At 40.8% G+C, this 19,756-nt stretch carries 15 protein-coding genes and 1 pseudogene; 6 read left to right on the forward strand and 10 right to left on the reverse strand.

Features of this window, described 5'->3' with window-relative positions; all coding sequences use genetic code 11:
- Window positions 1-14: 14 nt before the first annotated feature.
- The 6 genes from ACSJJG_RS17460 to ACSJJG_RS17485 all read left to right on the forward strand — a co-directional run bounded on the left by ACSJJG_RS17460 (window position 15) and on the right by ACSJJG_RS17485 (window position 5,786).
- Complete coding sequence (locus ACSJJG_RS17460) at window positions 15-626, forward strand: 2OG-Fe(II) oxygenase family protein (protein ID WP_189759765.1); 612 nt, start codon at window positions 15-17, stop codon at window positions 624-626.
- Between the two features lie 16 nt (window positions 627-642).
- Window positions 643-1,953, forward strand: coding sequence for a hypothetical protein (locus tag ACSJJG_RS17465; RefSeq protein WP_189759766.1), 1,311 nt, complete (start codon window positions 643-645; stop codon window positions 1,951-1,953).
- 24 nt (window positions 1,954-1,977) lie between these two features.
- Window positions 1,978-3,129, forward strand: a complete 1,152-nt coding sequence (locus ACSJJG_RS17470) for a pyridoxal phosphate-dependent aminotransferase (protein ID WP_189759767.1) — start codon at window positions 1,978-1,980, stop codon at window positions 3,127-3,129.
- A complete protein-coding gene (locus tag ACSJJG_RS17475) occupies window positions 3,107-3,781 on the forward strand; it encodes a tyrosine-protein phosphatase (protein WP_189759768.1) in 675 nt (224 codons plus the stop codon). Before ACSJJG_RS17470 ends, ACSJJG_RS17475 begins: the two co-directional genes overlap by 23 nt.
- 137 nt (window positions 3,782-3,918) lie before the next feature.
- A complete protein-coding gene (locus tag ACSJJG_RS17480) occupies window positions 3,919-4,452 on the forward strand; it encodes a P-loop NTPase family protein (RefSeq protein WP_189759769.1) in 534 nt (177 codons plus the stop codon).
- Window positions 4,453-4,547: 95 nt separating this feature from the next.
- The gene (locus ACSJJG_RS17485) at window positions 4,548-5,786 is read left to right on the forward strand and encodes an MFS transporter (RefSeq protein WP_223281710.1); all 1,239 of its coding nucleotides are present in this window, start codon (window positions 4,548-4,550) and stop codon (window positions 5,784-5,786) included.
- A gap of 103 nt (window positions 5,787-5,889) precedes the next feature.
- On the opposite strand, the gene ACSJJG_RS17490 is transcribed toward ACSJJG_RS17485, so the two are convergent.
- From ACSJJG_RS17490 to pepA, 10 genes and pseudogenes are all read right to left on the reverse strand, one after another.
- Window positions 5,890-7,224 carry a hypothetical protein gene (locus ACSJJG_RS17490; protein ID WP_189759770.1) on the reverse strand — a complete coding sequence of 445 codons (1,335 nt, stop codon included), beginning with the start codon at window positions 7,222-7,224 and terminating at the stop codon, window positions 5,890-5,892.
- A 102-nt stretch (window positions 7,225-7,326) separates the two neighbouring features.
- The gene (locus tag ACSJJG_RS17495) at window positions 7,327-8,571 is read right to left on the reverse strand and encodes an ATP-grasp domain-containing protein (RefSeq protein ID WP_189759771.1); all 1,245 of its coding nucleotides are present in this window, start codon (window positions 8,569-8,571) and stop codon (window positions 7,327-7,329) included.
- 40 nt (window positions 8,572-8,611) lie between these two features.
- The gene (locus tag ACSJJG_RS17500; RefSeq protein ID WP_189759772.1) at window positions 8,612-10,501 is read right to left on the reverse strand and encodes a hypothetical protein; all 1,890 of its coding nucleotides are present in this window, start codon (window positions 10,499-10,501) and stop codon (window positions 8,612-8,614) included.
- A gap of 83 nt (window positions 10,502-10,584) precedes the next feature.
- Window positions 10,585-11,250, reverse strand: coding sequence for a 2OG-Fe(II) oxygenase (locus ACSJJG_RS17505; RefSeq protein ID WP_189759773.1), 666 nt, complete (start codon window positions 11,248-11,250; stop codon window positions 10,585-10,587).
- Between the two features lie 44 nt (window positions 11,251-11,294).
- Window positions 11,295-12,230 carry an aldo/keto reductase gene (locus ACSJJG_RS17510; protein WP_189759774.1) on the reverse strand — a complete coding sequence of 312 codons (936 nt, stop codon included), beginning with the start codon at window positions 12,228-12,230 and terminating at the stop codon, window positions 11,295-11,297.
- A complete protein-coding gene (locus ACSJJG_RS17515) occupies window positions 12,230-12,445 on the reverse strand; it encodes a hypothetical protein (RefSeq protein WP_189759775.1) in 216 nt (71 codons plus the stop codon). Before ACSJJG_RS17515 ends, ACSJJG_RS17510 begins: the two co-directional genes overlap by 1 nt.
- A gap of 603 nt (window positions 12,446-13,048) precedes the next feature.
- Window positions 13,049-13,636: a GrpB family protein gene (locus ACSJJG_RS17520; RefSeq protein WP_189759776.1), complete on the reverse strand. Its 588-nt coding sequence runs from the start codon at window positions 13,634-13,636 to the stop codon at window positions 13,049-13,051.
- A gap of 1,108 nt (window positions 13,637-14,744) precedes the next feature.
- Window positions 14,745-17,641 (reverse strand): annotated as a pseudogene (locus ACSJJG_RS17525) (valine--tRNA ligase).
- A gap of 13 nt (window positions 17,642-17,654) precedes the next feature.
- The gene (locus tag ACSJJG_RS17530; RefSeq protein ID WP_481090043.1) at window positions 17,655-18,131 is read right to left on the reverse strand and encodes a DNA polymerase III subunit chi; all 477 of its coding nucleotides are present in this window, start codon (window positions 18,129-18,131) and stop codon (window positions 17,655-17,657) included.
- A 79-nt stretch (window positions 18,132-18,210) separates the two neighbouring features.
- Window positions 18,211-19,719, reverse strand: a complete 1,509-nt coding sequence (pepA, locus tag ACSJJG_RS17535) for a leucyl aminopeptidase (RefSeq protein WP_481090044.1) — start codon at window positions 19,717-19,719, stop codon at window positions 18,211-18,213.
- Window positions 19,720-19,756 lie beyond the last annotated feature (37 nt).

A 19,756-nucleotide genomic window follows, 5' to 3' on the forward strand; every position in this document is an offset into this window, starting at 1 on the left:
GGATAATGAAATCCATGTTTAATTTATTACTACCCCAAGCATTAACAAACACCCCTTACCGCTGGGGAATGGTATCTCCTTTTATTGACGAGGAAATAGCCAATAGATTGATGGAAACATTTCCTCATGAAGGCTTTATCATTGCAGAAAAAATGGCAGAAGAGGCCGATGATAAAAAAACCTACAGCCTGGAAGCATTACGCATTGAAAAGGATACTTATCTTTCTCCTGTATGGAACGAATTTTGCGAATATTTAAGAAGTGATCAATATCGGGATCGAATGGGAAAATTGATCGGCAAAGATCTCAGCTCGGCTCGTTTGAATTTAACGCTATGGCGATATCATTCTTCGCAATGGTTAGGGCCACATACAGATAAAACCGAAAAAATTGTGACTCAAATCTTTAACTTCAGCCGAAACTGGTCTCCTGATTGGGGAGGTTGTCTGCGTATTTTATACTCTGATGATTCACAAGATATTTATCGTGAGATCCCGCCTGAACTGAACACGTCAGTGATACTACAACGTTCAGATCAATCATGGCATATGGTAACGCCTATTTCTGCTTTTGCGCCTGAAGGGACTTACCGACGTGTACTCACTGCTGTTTTTATTTCGGAATAAGCACTGGAGAAATAATATGCAACAGATTGAAGTGACGGGCGGCAATCAATTATCAGGGCGTGTGCACATTTCAGGTTTCAAGCATGCTTTTCCACCGTTGTTTAGCCTAGCATTGTCAGCAAAACAACCTTCTTTAATCAAAAATGTTCCTGATATTGCAGACATCAGGATATTGGGCGAAATAGGTCAATTACTGGGCGCCAGCATATTGTATGAGCCAGAAAAACGCACCATGCACATTGACCCCCGTGGCTTAAGTAATCCCAAAATCCCCGAACATTTAAGTACGTTGATCCATGGTGCGTGGTATCTTGCCCCTGGGATACTGGCCCATGTGGGCCAGGTCATATTAGGTGAAACCGGTGGCTGTAAGATTGGAGTAGGTCAAGGAGGAGAGCGCCCCATTGAACAACTATGTACCGTTTTACAACGATTCGGTGCTAAAGTCGAAACCATAGGAAATATGATCCAAGCCACTGTATCCCGCTTTTCCTCCACTCAAATCGATATGGCTGACTTTGCCGTCGTTGAAAAAAGTACTGGCAAATTGACTGGCCCGCTTTATTCTGGCGCAACAAAAGCTGCATTGTTATGCGCCGCAAGGGCTGAAGGTATTAGTGAAATTATCAATCCTTATTCTAAGCCTGACGTTGCGGCATTAGTTGAAGCCATCAAATGTCAGCAGGTTGATATAGCGTGGGAAAAAGATCGAATCATAATTGCGGGGAAACCTGATGCGGATGGTTTTAAAACGACCCTTGGCCCTGATCTGATCGAAGTCATGACGTATTTGACCCTCTCCGCTTATTGCAACGCTCCAATTTCTATTACTGGCGTTTCGCAAGATGCTATCGAAACCGGGCTATCGGCTGAAATAATTTGTCTGGAAAAATTGGGTTATCAGCTTCAATGGGAAGAAAATACTCTCACTATCACCCAGGTGTCTCCTGCATCCCGATTGAATATTCAAGTTACCTCGCACGGAATATTCAGTGACAGTCAACCCTTTATGGCTCTTTTACTGATGGCATCCCAATTAGGTGGAAGTATTACAGAGCAAGTTTGGGTCAAGCGTTTTCAATATATTGAAGAATTGGAAAAGATGGGAGCCAAAATTATTCGCAATGCCAGATCAGTAGACATTATGCCCCATATTCCCCGCAAAAGTGGGAGAACCGTTCAAGCCGCTGATTTACGCGGAGCCGCAGCCCTAGTTATTGCAGCATTAAAAATATCAGGAACAACACAAATAAGTGGTATTAATCACCTTGAGCGCGGTTACCCAGATTTATTAGGGCAACTTCGTATATTGGGAGCCGAAATTTAAAAAAATCTGCTATGGAGTGTATTAATGGCGAATACAACATCTGTTAATAATAATTACCCGCTACCTTTGGCCCCCGAGCGTCCTTCTCGTCAGCGAGAATTTTTATCTGGTGGAATAAACTTACGTAGTGGTGAATTACACCATAAAGCATTAACAAAAATACTTCAGGAGATTATTGTTCCACCACAAAGATATCAATTTTACCCTTATCCTCAAGTTGAACATGAACATGCCGCCAAAATATTAGGAATTAACTCGTCTTCTATTTATTTCACCCCAGGATCAGATATCGCCATTGGTCTACTATTACGTTTGATTGCATGTACAACAAAAAGATTAATTATTCCTATACCTAACTATTTCGGCTGGATTGATCACGCCAATCTTAATCAAATTGATATATTACCCATTTATTTTGATGATCAATGTGCGGAAAATTTTTGTATAAAAACATTATTGGAGATAATCCAAGCAACTCCACCTTCTATTGTTGCAATATCAAATCCCAATAGCCCAACCGGGATAGAATTTGATAATAATACGTTATTAGAAATTTCTCATTATTGTGCCAAGCATGGTCACTTATTGGTTATTGATGAATGTTTTATAGCATTTGGTAGCATTAACCATTTAGAGCTTTTAGGCCAACCTGAACACATTATTTATGTTCGCTCATTTTCTAAAGGTTACGGTTTAGCAGGCGCTCGTATTGCCGCCATAATAGCCTCTTCTGCAATTATAGATATCTTGTCCCAGGAGAGGACTGAATCAGCTATCTCAGGTAGTACTTGGACATTACTTCAGAGAATTCTGGCGAAAAAAGAACATTTTCAAAAAATTTGTCAATCCATTATTCAAACACGAGAATATGTTATTGAAATCATCATGAAATTACGTCCGAATTGGCAAATTCTTCCTTCAGGTGCCAATTTCATCAATGTTAAAACTATTGGTGATCATCCCGCCAAATTAGTAGAAACCGCTGCTTTAGGTGGGTTTTACATCCGTGATATGAGTTCACAAGAAAGAATGAATGGGTATACCAGAATTGGTATTGGAGAGTTAGATCTCATGGTAAAATTTCTCAAGCAAATTTTCCCATCAGAATATTATTTTGACGAACAAATATACAGTAAATCAATTACAGTGAATAATGATGAAAAAACAGTTAAATAATATCAGGAAACTAAAGATTTACCCGATACATCACTCTGATATTCTGAATGGGAGAATATTAAAAATAAAACATACAACTAAAATAAACTGTGGAACGCTCATTCGTTGTGGTATACAGAGAGGGAAAGAAAAAGCAACATACAATAAATTATCAGAAATGTTACCCATCAATATCTTGGTAGATTTACGCACACCTGAAGAATATGGTCAGAAATTTAATCATCATATTCACACATCAACCAAGTACCTCAGTCGTCCCATTAGATTTAAACCACCAGAGAATAATCAGACACGTATTGTCACAGAATCTGATTATATTAATCTTTATTTCACTATGAGCCATACGGTATGGAAAATTGCTCAGGAAATCACAGGATTACTTGGTACAGGAAATGTGATGCTTCATTGCAGCTTAGGAAAAGATCGCACAGGACTTGTTACGGCTGCCATTCTTCACCAGCTCCAATTTTCCACTTTAGAAATTGCCCATGATTTTGCGCTGTCTGCTAGATTTCTCCGCCGCCAATATCAACTGATCGAAGATAAAGCCAGAAAAAATGGTGTTCCTAATCACCTGCAAGCACGCCGTTATGAACTATCGGAGAAAACAATCATCCCTATATTGAATGAATGGAAAAAAATAATCTTATAGGTGGATATATATTCAATAGATTTCGACTTGCATCTCGGTGGAAAGGGAATGAATCCTAGGGAGCATAAATAACTATATGACAGGGCAGAAAGAGCGCAACCAAAAAAGAGGCAACTTGAAAGATGAAGGATATAAATATGATTGATAATATGCAACGTATCTTAATAATAGGCTCTCCTGGAGCAGGAAAATCAACCTTCTCCAGGCAACTAAATCAAATTTGTTCGATTCCCTTATTTCATCTTGATAAAGAATATTGGCAAGAAGGATGGATAGCCCCTTCATCAGAAGAATGGCAGCAAAAATTATGCTCCTTAACGAATCAATCATCATGGATTATTGATGGTAATTATGGTTCAAGTCTGCCACAACGTTTAGAAAAAGCAGATACTGTCATTCATCTCTACATACCAACTTATATTTGTTTATTCCAGGCCATAAAGCGTATAGCTAAATGGCATGGAAAACAACGGCCTGATATGGCTCTTGGTTGCTATGAAAAAATAAACTTAGATTTTTTACGACAAATCATAAAATATAGAAAATATCAATTTAAAAAAGATAAGTTATTATTGGATGATTTTGATGGGAATTATATTCAATTGACATCAAGAGCAGAAATGAAAGCGTTTTTACAAAAAATAGCTCGGGGTTACAAACATAATCATTGACCTAATGTTTTGAATCTGTCTAGGTGAGTGCAGCCAACAAAGAGGAAACTTGAAAGAAGAAGGGTATAGTTCATTAATTGAATGAGAAAAAAATTATGGTTTTAAATCGTCAAGAACAACTGTTTTTGCTGGCTATGGCAATTGGCAGTATGGGCGGAGGAATCTGGCGCCCTATGGCAATCTTTTATTTAGTGTTAGTGCAAGGGTTAAATATCGTCGATGTTGGGCTGGCAATGACGATAGGTGCGATGATAGCATTACTTATTGCTGGTTACCCAGCAGGACTATTGGCTGATAAACTAGGGCCAGCTAACTCTACACTGGTAGGTAGTTTACTGCGATTTAGTGCATTTCCTTGGATGCTGGTTGTTTCAACACCCTGGCAAGTCACTATCATCGTTATATGTGTTTCCATCGGTGAACGTATTTACTGGTGTGCTAACCCTGCTGCAATAAGGGTTCTATTTCCTATTAAAAATACTCAGATGAGTATTTTTGCTATTATAAATAGTTGTAGAAATATTGGCTTAGGTTTTGGAGCTTTATTCTCTCTACTCTTCATTGATAAAGATGGGATATCTAACATCATAGTTAAATTGATTATTTGGGGAAATGCTTTTGGTTATTTTATATCAGGAATTATTATTTTTATAATAACGCGAAATGTTATCATACAATCTAATAAGATTATTCTAAACCCAATACAAACTGAGCAAGATCACATCTCCTCTTTTTCTATACTCCAGGATAGAAAATATCTTATTTTCGTTTTTTTGATAGGTATACTCCTATTGGCAGGAAAAAGTATTGAGCTTGTATTACCTTACTACTTTCTGATTGAACGTACTTTACCATCTTGGTTTGCCGCTTTTGTGTTTACTGGTCTTTGTTTTGGTATTCCTTGCTTTCAGCAAGTTGCGTTGAGATTAGGCAATAAACTTGGATGTCTGAGATCTTTAGCTTGCTCTGGCTTCTTACAAACGATCGCCTATAGCATCATTTTATTTCTTCATGGTGATTTTGCATTACAATTTATCTTAATTTTGATTGTAACCTTACTGCTTAGCCTTGCTGAAGCCATTCTCGGAGCACAAATAGGAATCGCTATTTTAATTTTTTCTCATTCAGGTTATGAAGGGCGTTATTATGCTGTTCTTCAATTTGCTTTCGGAGGGGCCTCTGTAATATCTCCTTGGTTATTCACCCAACTTCTCAGTTTTTCCAGCACTATATTATGGGGGAGTATTATATTATACGTTACCTTAACAGGCGTTGGGTTTATTATTCTAAATCGATATCACAATACAAGTGAAGAGTTGATGAAGAAAAGATAAAATAAGCTTAAAGAATATTTCACCTTTAAGCTATTAATATATTCTACACTTCTTATATTTAGTATATTTAAGATTACAAAATAGAGCTTGGAACATTAAAAAATTAGTCATTTTTTATATTATGATCGACGAAACTTACATAATGGCGATTGGAGACTCGACTAACCAGTTCGGCTACAATATTCCCAAGTAATTTTTCCTGCCCCAGTGGACGATAAATAAGAGCCTCAATACCTTCAGAAGGAACTCCCAATGCAATCATCTGATCATTCACTTCGATTTCAATCACCTTTTGATGTTTTTCATCTCTATCCAATACAGTGATATCTTGGCCTGAATAATTTCGGATCATATCACGCCAGATTGTTTCAACCTGAAAAGGGTCAAGCTCCGCAATAAAAGCACTATTTTCCTGAATAGCCCGATTAAATAGATAATCAGGAAACAGAGGAACTGCGCGATTGAGTCCCAATCCAGACGCATGGCGAGGATTAATTTCTGTCGCAAAAAACTCACTGCCCGTCCATATTCCATCAAGGCTGAAGAGTCCTCGATAACCGACTTCTTCTGCCAGTTTTTCTCCCGCTAATCGGGTATAATCACGCATAATTTCTGCATTTTTTCCCGGTCGCCAACGATTCGATGAACCACAAAACAAAAGCTGACTAGTTGATTTTTCAAAAACCGTTAATATTTCTATCGGATCGAAGACAGCAACACCATTGGGCAAAACCATCGCCAAGATACTGCATGGAATTCCTTGTATAAATTCAGCCATACGAAGTTTTTCAGTTTGATCGTGAAATTTATCCAACGCCTTAGCAAGTTTATGGTGATCTTTAATCCAAGACAGACCTTCTGAACCTGCCTTAAATGACTTTGAACTATCGGCAGCCAATATAACACCTTTACCTTTATTAAGAAGGTGAAATGTGGCTACCGCATCGTTAAAGTCAGGTGCAATGATTTTATAAGGAGGTGTATTAATTCCCCATCGGTGAAAATTTTCATCAATATAAGTCTTATCTTCAAATTTTGCCCATTCAGGTCTTTGCCAACCATAAACAGAACGGCCTGCTAATGGAGAAAGTGCTAATCTCACTCCCCCTAAGAAAGTGATATTTTTCTCTGGATCAATTTTATCCAACCAATGTTTTATACAAACAAATTCTTTTTTTAATAACTCTGATAGAGGACATTTTTCAATATTAACTATATGCCAACACAATACCCCCTTAGGCCGCCACACTTTATCCGATACGGATATTAACGCTTTTATTTTAGCACCACATATTTGTAGTTCGAACATCAAACTTTTCAACGCATCCAGACTATCTGAACAATCAATTAAAAACCCAACTTCACGATCTTTCCAATACTCCTTCAAATGTTTTTTTATTTCCGTAAACCAATTATTTGATCCCCGTTGTATCGCCATTGACTTCCCATCCATAAAGCATGAAAAAAAATATACCTTTTATCTTTCAAGCTACTATTTTATTGGCTACACCATATCACTTGAAATCTATCAGGCTTTCCTCTAATGATTTGGTTTATTCGCTTCATTGCACCAAATTACATTAGTTTTCCACCAGGTATCAATTTCAGTAATAACCTCAGCGGGATCACAATCAATCGGCTGTAAAGCAAATGCCTTGGCAATGTGATCTGAAATCGAGCGAGGAGCTTGATAGTATCTGCCAGTGCGCGCTATTAATTGATAATCAACAATACCAGAAACAGGACAACTGTTTGGTGCATAATGAAATACTCCCTTTTTGGGGGGAAACCAGGCAAACCCTGCCATCGCATGAGGATAAATATGTCGATAATTTTCTTGAGTGCGAAGCCCTGCCTGACCAAGCAGAGTTTCCTGATACAAGTTCAGGCCAAATGCCATTTCGTACACAGGTACATGCCCTGCTCCCCCAGGGCGACATGCAATCTCACACAGCACAAGACAATGTGTTTTTTCACAAAAAAAAGCTTCTGCATGAAATGCTGTAGTATCTGGCGTTGGTGGAAGGCTCATAATCACCCACGACATGAATGCGGATATTTCCGTTGTCAAAGGGTTATCTGGTAATAACATCCAGCTAAGCAACGCAGAATTCCCATTAACTGCCGAAAAATTAGCTGTTGTGCGTGATGGCCAACAATGTAGCATTTCACCGTTTCTCATTAACCCATCAATCGTGAAAAACTCCCCTTCAATCCATTCCTCAACAAGATAACCTGATTTTAATAATTCAAAATTAATATCCTGTAATTGTGCGGCATGGTGAATAATCTGCACACCTACCGAGCCACCTCCATCAACCGGTTTAATAACGACAGGAAAACCACACTCATCAGCAAATTTCTCTACTGACTGTCTATCAGTGACTTGCAGCATTCTAGCAACTGGGATACCATTCTTTTTTAAAAGGGATTTCATTATCCATTTGTTGCGATAGGTCAGTGCTGATATTTCGTTTTGGCCCATTAAACCCATTTTTTCACGCACTTTCGCAGCCCGTAAGACATCAATCTCTGTTGCTGAAATAATACGATCAATTTGATTTTCTTCGACTAATCTAAGAATTAATTCATTAACTGAAGGTGAATCATAATTATCAACAGGATAAATTTTATTAATATATTGATGTGCCTTATTAGATAGCTGTGTCGATGGATATAACAATGCCTTTGGTGTTACAAGAAAAACGTCAATTTCAGCTTCATAAAACCATAATGCAATCTTTTCTACAATAGGACGACGATTAAGAATTAATACCTTCATCATATATTCCTGCCGTAATTTGATGACATGAAAAATATTATCCCTATGGCTGTTTAGGTAAACAAGCCAGACGAATACGGAGAAAAGCAATATCAAAACCAGATACAGCGATAATTCGAATACTATGTAAATCGCATCCCTGATTTTCATCCAATTTAAATTCAAATTTTATGACATTATTATGTTTCAATTCCGTTGTTTTTACTTCAGAGGCAAAACACTGCCCTGTGGATTTATCATATCCACGAAGTTCTAAATGTACTCGCTGAGAAATGGGATGAACAGAACGAGGAATATGGAGTCGAATTTTTACTGTGGCTTTTTCTCCTTGCCGGGCAATCCATGTTTCTGTCAAATCTTCTAGGCGGATACCACCACAGCGGTAGGCAGCAAGTGGGCCACAAACCCGACACATATAAGTTTCACTACATTCCGTTATTCCGCCAGCATGACCAAATGAAGATACTTCCATTAATGTCCCACATCGCCGACAAGGTTCAACGGATTTTATGGTATTCATCAATTGATCATAATGCAGTAAATCAAAAGTATCAAAATTTTCACGCCCCTCATGTAACAGCGATACCAAGATTTTTTCCCATTGAACAATCAATAGTTGGATAAGCGCGTTATTTCGCAAGAGCGTTTTTGTATCTTCCTGGAAATAAGAAACTTCATGCTTTTTCAGAGAGAAAAGAGCTAGTTGCTCAATATTTATCAGCTTTTCACGCAAGCTGGATAATTTATCTGCCACCGTCTCACCCAACCACGCATCAATTGAACGTAGTAACCGATGACCATAAATTCCTTCTTCCAATACTGTTTTGATCCCTATCATGATTTGATGGGTTGATTCTGATTCAGTATTATCATGCAGGCCTTCTGGCAGAGACGGACTTTCATCTTGCAATGACAATTGCAATGTTGGATCACCAATTAATGCAAACGTAAAAGGTTGCCCAAGCACTGCACAAGCATCATTCAGTGTTGCCACAATTTGCCCAAGCGGTATTTCTTCTTTCGCCATATTTCTGAGTAATGTCAGAAGGTAATCTGGAGCAATCAATGGACGAATTGGTGCTAAAACAGCCGCTGGCCACCCTTCTGTCAATGCCAAAATCATTGATACTGGTGAAGGATAAAGTTCTTCAGCCATATTAAAGCCATTGCAACATATATAATTAATGGCATAAGCACGAATATCTAACCCATAAAATACTTGTGTTTTTCCATGTGCTCGTTTACATCGCTGAGCTAGTCGCGAACACCCGCATTCAGGCGTCAGAGGGAATTCTGTTTCTTCAAGTAACCCACAAACAGTTAATGAAGGCAGTTTCGCATGACTTCCTTCACCATGGCTTCTGATCGTTTTAAACATAGCCGGTTGTGCAAGTAACTTTGCTAATTTTTCTGGCTGATTTTCATCACTTGTATATTTATGTTTTGGTGCATCGATAAGAAATTCATTCTGTTCTAGCACAGCTGGTTTTAATAATGACTTAACAATTAAATAACTCAGACCAGAAAAAGTTCTTCCACACAAAAAACCGATATTTTTGCCAATCTTATAAGCTATTTCAAGAGTATTAGCAACAAAGCCAACTTTCAATTTGTGTGCCATGGTTATGAGCAGAATGTTTTTTTCTCTGACTTCTGATAATAACAAAGTGATATTATCAATATTGTTAACTGAAATAACTCGATATTCCATCACTTTTGCATATAACAAAGCCATCGAATACGTATTTTCTCCTATATTCAATATTGCAACGTCCTTGTTGTCACTGGTACGCAGTTCTTCCGTATACATTTCTTCTATGACTTGACGCCAGAGGATTTCCTGCACGGTATTTTCTGGTCGAATAATAGGTATCCCTAAGCCAGAAGCAACCACATCATTATATTCAGAAAGTGTATTCAACCAATTTATCATGTGACTATTCCTGGCTGATTAACAACATGATTAACCAACAGTTAAATGTTTATTTATTCCTGAGCAACACTCTTCGGTTGATTTCAGGTTGCAGGTGTATCCCAAAACCATACTTGCAAAACTTTTCTTACTGTCTGCATGTCTTTAGGTATAGGTGTAACTGCATGCCAGGCTGAATCTGTTCTACGAATCAGTGCTGACGTATTTTTTCTCGGCGCAATTTCCACCACAACATCCTTCAGATCAGCAGAGCGCAACAATTGCAAACAGCCTCCCATCTCAGGCACCCAATTATCTGTTAGATACATTAAGTGAGTTACCATCTTGTGCGGTTTATCTACATGAGGCTGAAAGAATGAACCAGGGCCGAATTCCCAAAAATGTGCCTGAAATTGCAATGTCCTGACATTATATTCACTGACATCACTAATACATTCAATATAGTCATCTGATAAAAGATCGCTTGCAACTGACAACCAAATATCAGCGAGTTCATCTGGCATGTAAGGTTCTTTTACTCCCAATTCCAGTAAGGGCCGGGTTTTTACATTATGCTGATACCATTCTTGTGATCCTTTCTTGCCAAGCGCTTCAGCAAGTTTGCGCTGCGAATGATAAGTCCAGTGACTGACCGGAAAATCATCATCAGAAATTATTTGCTTGAACGTATTCTCGCAAGTTGCCCACGGTGAAGGGTCATAATTAAGTTTCATATTTTTCAATGCATCTAAATTCAGAATATTAGCCATTTAATATACCTCCAATATAGTGATGTATTAATTTTTTTACGTATTCAATCCAGAGCTAAACGTCGCCCAAGAATATAATCAATCGTTTTTTTCTGGAGTAATGACGAATTAAGATCAGCCAAGGAAAGTAATTGTTCAGAATGACTCATGCCAACCAGAACAGAAGTAATATCCCTATTTGCTAATATGACTTCCAGCGCTAATAAAGATGGGGGACGATTTAATTCTTGTGCAGCATATATCAATCGATCAATGGCCTTTTTTGTGCGCACATTACGATAACCAAGCCCTTTATAACCTGACAAAGGGTGTGTTCGAGGAACATCCAGCACAGAACGGTAACGCCCACCCAATAACCCACGAGCCAGAGGAAGTGATGCCAGCAAACCAAGCTGGAATGTGTTGAGGGAAAACTGTATCTCTTCATAATTTTGGTAATTCAATATATTGACGGGGTTTTGCACGCTAGTAGGTAACATTCCCCCCATTGCTTGGGCTGTATTACAATAATGTTCTATTTCTGAAGGCTTAACGTTACAGATGCCGTAACATCGTATTTTCCCTTCTTTTACCCATAATTGAAGGGTGGAGATAGTTTCTTCGACCGGCGTTGACGGATCAGGTGCATGTAGCTGATATAGATCGATATAATCTGTTTTCAAGCGCTTAAGACTATTGTGTAAACATTGAGTCATCGCTGTCCGACTCGCTCCTTTTACCGCTTCATTATGACCAAATTTTGTTGCAATAACAACATGATGCCGGCGCCCATATACTGCATCACCTAATGCACTTTCACTTTCACCTTTGCCATAAATATCAGCGGTATCAAAAAAATTCACCCCCAAATCTAACGCTGTAGAAACAATACTCATGACATCTTTTCTACAGGTACTCACACCAAAATGGCTCCCGCCAACAGCCAGACGAGATACCCGCAAGCCGATGCTTTCCAAGAAATGGGTGCTGAAATCAATCATTACCAGCTAACTCTCATTTGTTGGACATGTCTATCCGCTAACCCTTCATTTATTAAAGCATCTATATTACCTTCAGAAAGTGCGCGGTATTGCGCTGGTGTCAGTTGATATTCTTGCATTACCTGTTCAGGTTCATTTTCCCAACGTGCCTGTATTTCAGGTTTAGAAATTAAATCATCGAGCAATTCATTCACATCTTTCATTTTATTTTGCATAATTAATTTTCTCACTGATTCATATAAAAGTGTTGTATGGTATGTAAGAACACTTTTAATATATGAGGTAAACTATAAAGGTTTCTTAAATTAACCACTTAAAAAACATATTTATCGGCTATATTAAAATTCTATTTATTAACAATGACGCTTAAATTTATAAAAAGCAATTAGATTTTTTTTATGGTCATTAACCAAGAGTTAATTAAAGTAAACATCTATACGCGTTATCTTTCAAGTTGCTCATTATAAGATAACGTAACTCATTGTTTCTCCCCGCTTCGCGGGGAGAAACAATATTAATCTTGAAGTGAGATGGGTATATATCGGTTTCAAAAAGTGATGATGAACATCTACATTACTCTGTCTTCATAGTTTCAACAACCTTAACCAACTAAGTTATTAATTCTGAATTAGGTGTGGAATATCGGTTAGAATAAAATTGGCGAAATGGGAGGTGATTTTCAGCTATCACAGGCCACACAGTGACTTGAAAGGTAACCACTTATAAGGGCCTGTAAAAAAATGAGAACGTAAAAGTGTCCTGTCAGTCGACATCAAAACAGATTTATTTTTTATCCGCACAATGATTATCAAACATTATTACAATAATCCCTTATTTTGAAATATACGTTGATAAATTTCATGTACTACTTGTTCTTTTCTCTTATTATAGTCCATTACCTGTTTAACATTATTTTTTGCAGTTATCTTCGCAGCAATATATCGCTCACAATCTTCAGGATGTTCTCTAAGCCAATCACGAAACCAAATATGTCGGATGTGTTCAGGGCAATCAGGGCCAAAAACATGGAGATTAACTCTAGGTTTTGCCAAGCGAAGACATCGATGTTGATAAAAACTCGGTTCACGAACCGTTAAATCATAACCAAGCCGCTCCAATGCTGGTACATATTTTTCTTCTTGAGTTGGATCTTCCACAATAAGATCAATATCAATAACAGGTTTGGCAACCATCCCTGGAACAGCCGTTGATCCAACGTGCTCAATATTCAAGATAACGTTGCCAAGTGTTTCTTTGATAATCGAAGAAAGTTGTTGCCATGTAGCCAACCATTCAGGACTATATTCTACAACGTCAATCACCTCTTCAGTAGGTTTACCATATACCCAGGGATTTTCATCAGGATCAGGCTCAGGGAAGAAGATAATATCTTTAGTATTTATCACTAACTCACTCCTTATTTTTTTCTTAAGATGGAAAAATAAGTAATAATCTGATTTAACATAAATATATTGTGATATACCAATCTCACTTCAAGATGCGTGTGATTTCTCCCCGTGAAGCGGAGAGAAATCACGTTTCATATTGCGTTGTAAATTGCAACTTGAAGTTTAATGTGTATGAATGTAATTCATTGTAATAAAAATAACAATGTTTATTTAGTCTATTAATCTATATACCATTTTTGCGAATTTTGATTTTTGACAAACTTGCACTTAATCACCTATTTATTGGTACTTTATTCCCCAACAGTTCAAGTATGTCCCTCTCGTTGGACTCTTGACCTTTTCGTGTTATAAATCAAAAAATAGCTCATGTAAAAATTTCAATTAGTACCCTTTACCTCTTCTTTTGTAAAAATAAGATAGTCTGGCGTCGAGCTGCCCCCGACACTAAATCAGCCTGATCCTGAGTATGAAGAAAAAATAGTGCATATTAACCAGGCGTTATTGCAGGCATCAACAGAAAACTAAGTGTCTTATGAAGATGAAGTGGATATTCGCTTTAACCCTAAGATCGGCCCAGATTGGTACTTCAAGGGCCAGCAAAAACGGATTGTCACACTAGGTCAAAACCAAAAATTTTATCTTACCGGTTGTTATAATGCCTAAAATCGAGAAATCGTCTACACGGGATATGGAAGGAATAACTCTCAATTATTTATCAATATATTATAAGAGTTAAGACGGCATTATCGTTAGGTAAAAGCACTCACGTTAATTTTAGACGATTACAAAATCCATAACATCCGGTTAGTTGAAGTGTGGTTGGTACAAAATTTGACAGTCAGCTTATTATTTTTCCCAGTGTATTCATTATTACTGAATAAAATAGAACGGTTGGTAGTTATTGTACGAAACAGTGACCCGAAATCATTGTTAATTTATAACCTAAAAGATAAAACCTTTACGAAATTTGAAAGAAAGTCTGGAGCAGAACACGTAAGACAAGGTGATTTTGAATATGACGAAAATTAAAAAATAGATTACGAAAAAAAACCACTGCAAATTAAATTACAGTGGCTTTACATGAATAAATTTCAACTAAGAAAAATTACAGTGCAGCGATAGTCACTTTCTGCGCCAGTAACTTTTCTTTTGCGGCATTGTTAGTCGCCAGACGTTCACGCTCTTTCGCAACAACGGCTTCTGGTGCACGGCTGACAAAACCTTCGTTAGCCAGTTTGCCTTCAATGCTGCTGATCTCTTTATCCAGCTTCCCGATTTCTTTATCCAGACGTGCCAGTTCTGCATCTTTATTAATCAAACCGGCCATTGGGATCAGCACTTCTGCCCCATTGATCAGTTTGGTGACAGAAACAGGTGCTGCTTCTCCTGCCGCCAATACGGTAACAGAAGAAAGACGCCCCATTGCCTGAAGGAAATTGAGGTTTTCAGCGACACGGCGTTGTGCATCATCATTCGCGTCACGCAGCAGCACTTCCAGCGGCTTGCTGGGTGCGATGTTCATTTCTGCACGAATGTTACGGACTGCAATGATCGCTTCCTTGATCCACTCCAGATCGTTCAATGCCAATTCATCTGCTTTCGCCTGATCGAATTCAGGGAACGGTTGCAGCATGATGGTATCCGCATCAATGCCTTTGACGACTTTCACACGCTGCCAGATGGTTTCGGTGATGAATGGAATGATTGGGTGTGCCAGACGCAGCAGGCCTTCCAAAACTTCAATCAGGGTATGGCGAGCCGCGCGGACTTCGGCTTCTGAACCTTTGTTGATTGCCGGTTTAGACAGCTCCAGATACCAGTCACAGAATTGGTTCCAGGTGAATTCGTAAAGAATGTTAGCGGCGATGTCGAAGCGGTGAGTATCCAGCGCTTCACGATAGGCTTTAACGGTCTGGTTGAACTCTGCCAGGATCCAGCGATCAGCCAGTGACAGCGACATTTCACCGCCGTTTTGGCCACAATCCTGTCCCTCTGTGTTCATCAGGACAAAACGGCTGGCGTTCCATAGTTTGTTACAGAAGTTACGATAACCTTGCAGGCGCTTCATATCCCAGTTGATATCACGACCGGTAGAAGCCAGTGCCGCCAGAGTGAAACGCAGGGCGTCAGTACCGTGGGCTTCAATGCCTTCCGGGAACTGTTTTTCGGTACGCTTGCGAATTTTCTCGGCCATTTGTGGCTGCATCATATTGCCGGTACGTTTTTCCAGCAGGTTTTCCAGCGGAATACCGTCGATCATATCCAGAGGGTCGATCACGTTCCCTTTGGATTTCGACATTTTTTGGCCTTCTTCATCGCGGATCAGGCCAGTCATGTAGACCGTCTTGAATGGCACTTGTGGCTTGCCACTTTCATCTTTAATGAAGTGCATGGTCAGCATGATCATGCGCGCAATCCAGAAGAAGATAATGTCAAAGCCACTGACCAGCACATCAGTCGGATGGAAGGTTTTCAGTGCTTCGGTCTGCTCAGGCCAGCCGAGAGTAGAGAATGTCCACAGGCCAGAGGAGAACCAAGTATCCAGTACGTCTTCGTCTTGGGTCAGGATGATATCGGCGCCCAGATTGTTCTCGCGGCGAACTTCTTCTTCATCGCGACCCACATAGACATTGCCTTGTGCGTCATACCACGCCGGAATACGGTGTCCCCACCACAATTGACGGGAAATACACCAATCCTGAATATCACGCATCCACGAGTAGTACATGTTTTCGTACTGTTTGGGTACGAACTGGATATCACCATTTTCAACCGCTTCAATCGCCACTTTTGCCAATGGTGCCGTGCGAACATACCATTGGTCGGTCAGCATTGGCTCAATAACCACGCCGCCACGGTCGCCGTAAGGAACAGTCAGGTCATGGGGTTTGATCTCAACCAGCAGGCCCTGTTTTTCGAATTCGGCCACCACCGCTTTACGGGCAGCAAAACGCTCCATGCCACGGTATTCGGCAGGAATATCGGTCGGGTAGAGATCGGAAACTTCGCCGTTGCTGTTGAACACTTCTGCCGCTTCACGAATATTACCGTCGAAGGTCAGGATGTTGATCATTGGCAGGTTGTGGCGCTTACCGACTTCATAGTCATTGAAATCGTGGGCTGGGGTGATTTTCACGCAGCCGGTGCCTTTTTCCATGTCCGCGTGCTCGTCGCCAACAACAGGAATACGGCGGTTCACCAGTGGCAGGAGGATCTCTTTGCCGATCAGATCCTTATAGCGTGGATCTTCCGGGTTCACAGCAACACCGGTATCTCCCAGCATGGTTTCTGGACGGGTTGTGGCAACGATCAGATAGTCTTTGCCTTCTGCGGTCTTAACACCATCCGCCAGCGGATAGCGCAGGTGCCACATGGAACCTTTTACTTCACGGTTTTCGACTTCCAGATCAGAAATCGCAGTGCGTAATTTCGGGTCCCAGTTAACCAGGCGTTTGCCACGGTAAATCAGATCGTCTTGATACAGACGAACAAAGGCTTCTTTCACTGCTTTGGATAAACCTTCATCCATAGTGAAGCGCTCACGCTCCCAATCGACGGAGTTACCCAAACGGCGCATCTGGTTGGAGATATTGCCACCCGATTCTGCTTTCCATTGCCAAATTTTGTCGATAAAAGCTTCACGACCATAATCGTGGCGGGTTTTGCCTTCTTCTGCCGCGATCTTGCGCTCAACAACCATTTGGGTCGCGATACCCGCGTGGTCAGTTCCTGCTTGCCACAGGGTATTTTTACCCTGCATACGTTGGTAACGCACCATGGTATCCATGATAGTCTGCTGGAAGGCGTGTCCCATATGCAGGCTGCCGGTGACGTTTGGGGGGGAATGACGATGCAGAAACTTTCACGGCTGGTATCGCCATTCGGCTTGAAGTAACCACTCTGTTCCCAGTGGTTGTAAAGGGGTTGCTCTATCTCTGTCGGGTTGTATGTTTTATCGAGAGATGGCTCAGATTGCGTTTGAGTAGCGGGTGTCTTTTCCATTGTGTCTTGATATTCAATAGGTTGGCGGGGTTGCCATGGTCAAATTAAAGCCGACGCTACGATAAGATTTATATCGTTCGCGCGCTAACTGTTTCAGATTTTCATCAATAGGAACGAAGTCTATCACTTCATGGAAAGCTGTGGCAAAGTCTGCAAAATGAGGAAGCAGTGTCACTAATACATCGCGGGGTACATTGCCTCTTTTTTGCGGCCAGCATAACTCCACGGGTGCGCCGTATCGAGGGCCTTCGCCGGCAAGATTGTGCGGTACAAATTGATTCGGCTCCCGTTGCCATAATGCTTCGTCCAATTTTTCGGCCTGTTGCTGGCTTTCACAAGCAATCAGAACCCGCTTCCCTGCACGCCATTGATCAGCAGCAAGCTGACATGCCAGCCATTCATGTGGCTGTAGTTCCTCCGACGAGGATTGTTCCGATAACCGCTTTTCCGGTGACAGCTTTTCTAATAAATAGAAGGTGGCGTTTTTCATAGTTTCTTGGTTGCAAGGTTACTGAAACAGTAAGGGTATTGCAGTTGCAATACCCTAATTCCATTAAACGGTAGGAGCACTAATCATCAGAATTCAAACCTGAACGATTTAACAGGAATTGTGACAGGAGTGCAACCGGACGACCTGTTGCTCCTTTTGCTTTACCTGAACGCCATGCTGTACCCGCGATATCCAGATGCGCCCAGTGATATTTGGCGGTAAAGCGGGACAGAAAAGCGCCTGCGGTAATTGCACCACCGGAGCGCCCGCACGCGTTGACCATATCCGCAAAGTTGGATTCTAACTGTTCGGTATATTCATCCGCTAACGGCAGACGCCATGCACGATCTCCTGCCTGCTCTGAAGCATTCAGCAGTTCATGCGCCAATGGATTATGGTTAGACAGCAGGCCGGTGTAGTGACCGCCCAGCGCGACAACACAAGCGCCGGTCAAGGTGGCGACATCAATGACTGATTCCGGCTCAAAACGTTCAACATAAGTCAGCGCATCACACAGTACCAGACGGCCTTCCGCATCCGTGTTTGTCACTTCAACAGTCTGGCCGGACAGGGTCGTCAGAATGTCTCCAGGGCGATAGGCGCGTCCGCCTGGCATATTTTCACAGCCTGCCAGAACACCGATGACATTGATTGGCAATTGCAGTTCGGCAACAACGCGCATAGCACCATAGACAGAAGCGGCACCACACATATCATATTTCATCTCATCCATGCCTTCGGAGGGTTTGATGGAGATACCGCCGGAATCAAACGTCAGCCCTTTGCCCACCAGTACGATCGGTTTCGCATTGGCGTCTGCGCTGCCTTTATACTCCATAACAGCCATCAAGGATTCATTCTGTGAACCCTGTCCAACCGCCAGATAAGAATTCATACCCAGCTCTTTCATCTGTTCTTCACCAATGACTTTGGTGGTCAGATTGGTCACATTGTCAGCAAGCTGACGCGCCTGTGATGCCAAATACGCCGCATTACAGATATTGGGTGGCATATTGGCGAGATCTTTCGCCGCTTTGATACCCGATGCAATGGCAAGACCGTGCTGAATGGCGCGTTCACCGCTGGTCAATTCGCGGCGGGTCGGTACATTAAACACCATTTTACGCAGCGGGCGGCGCAATTCATTTTTGCTGCTCTTGAGTTGATCAAAAACATACAGTGACTCTTTGGCGGTTTCGACCGCCTGACGTACTTTCCAGTAATTATTGCGCGCCTTCACGTGCAGTTCTGTCAAGAAACAAACTGCTTCCATTGAACCGGTTTCATTGAGGGTACTGATTGTTTTCTGGATAATTTGCTTATACTGGCGTTCATCCAGCTCACGCTCTTTTCCACATCCAACCAGCAAAATACGCTCAGACAGTACATTCGGAACATGATGCAGCAACAAGGTTTGACCTACCTTGCCTTCAAGTTCACCACGGCGTAATAAGGCACTGATATAGCCGTTACTTATTTTGTCAAGCTGCTCTGCGATAGGGGAAAGACGGCGGGGTTCAAACACGCCGACAATAATACAGGCACTGCGCTGTTTCTCCGGGCTACCGCTCTTTACACTAAACTCCATGCGTTCTCCTGAATCTTAAAGACAAAGACGGATACAA

Source organism: Xenorhabdus sp. SGI 60, from assembly GCF_056632175.1.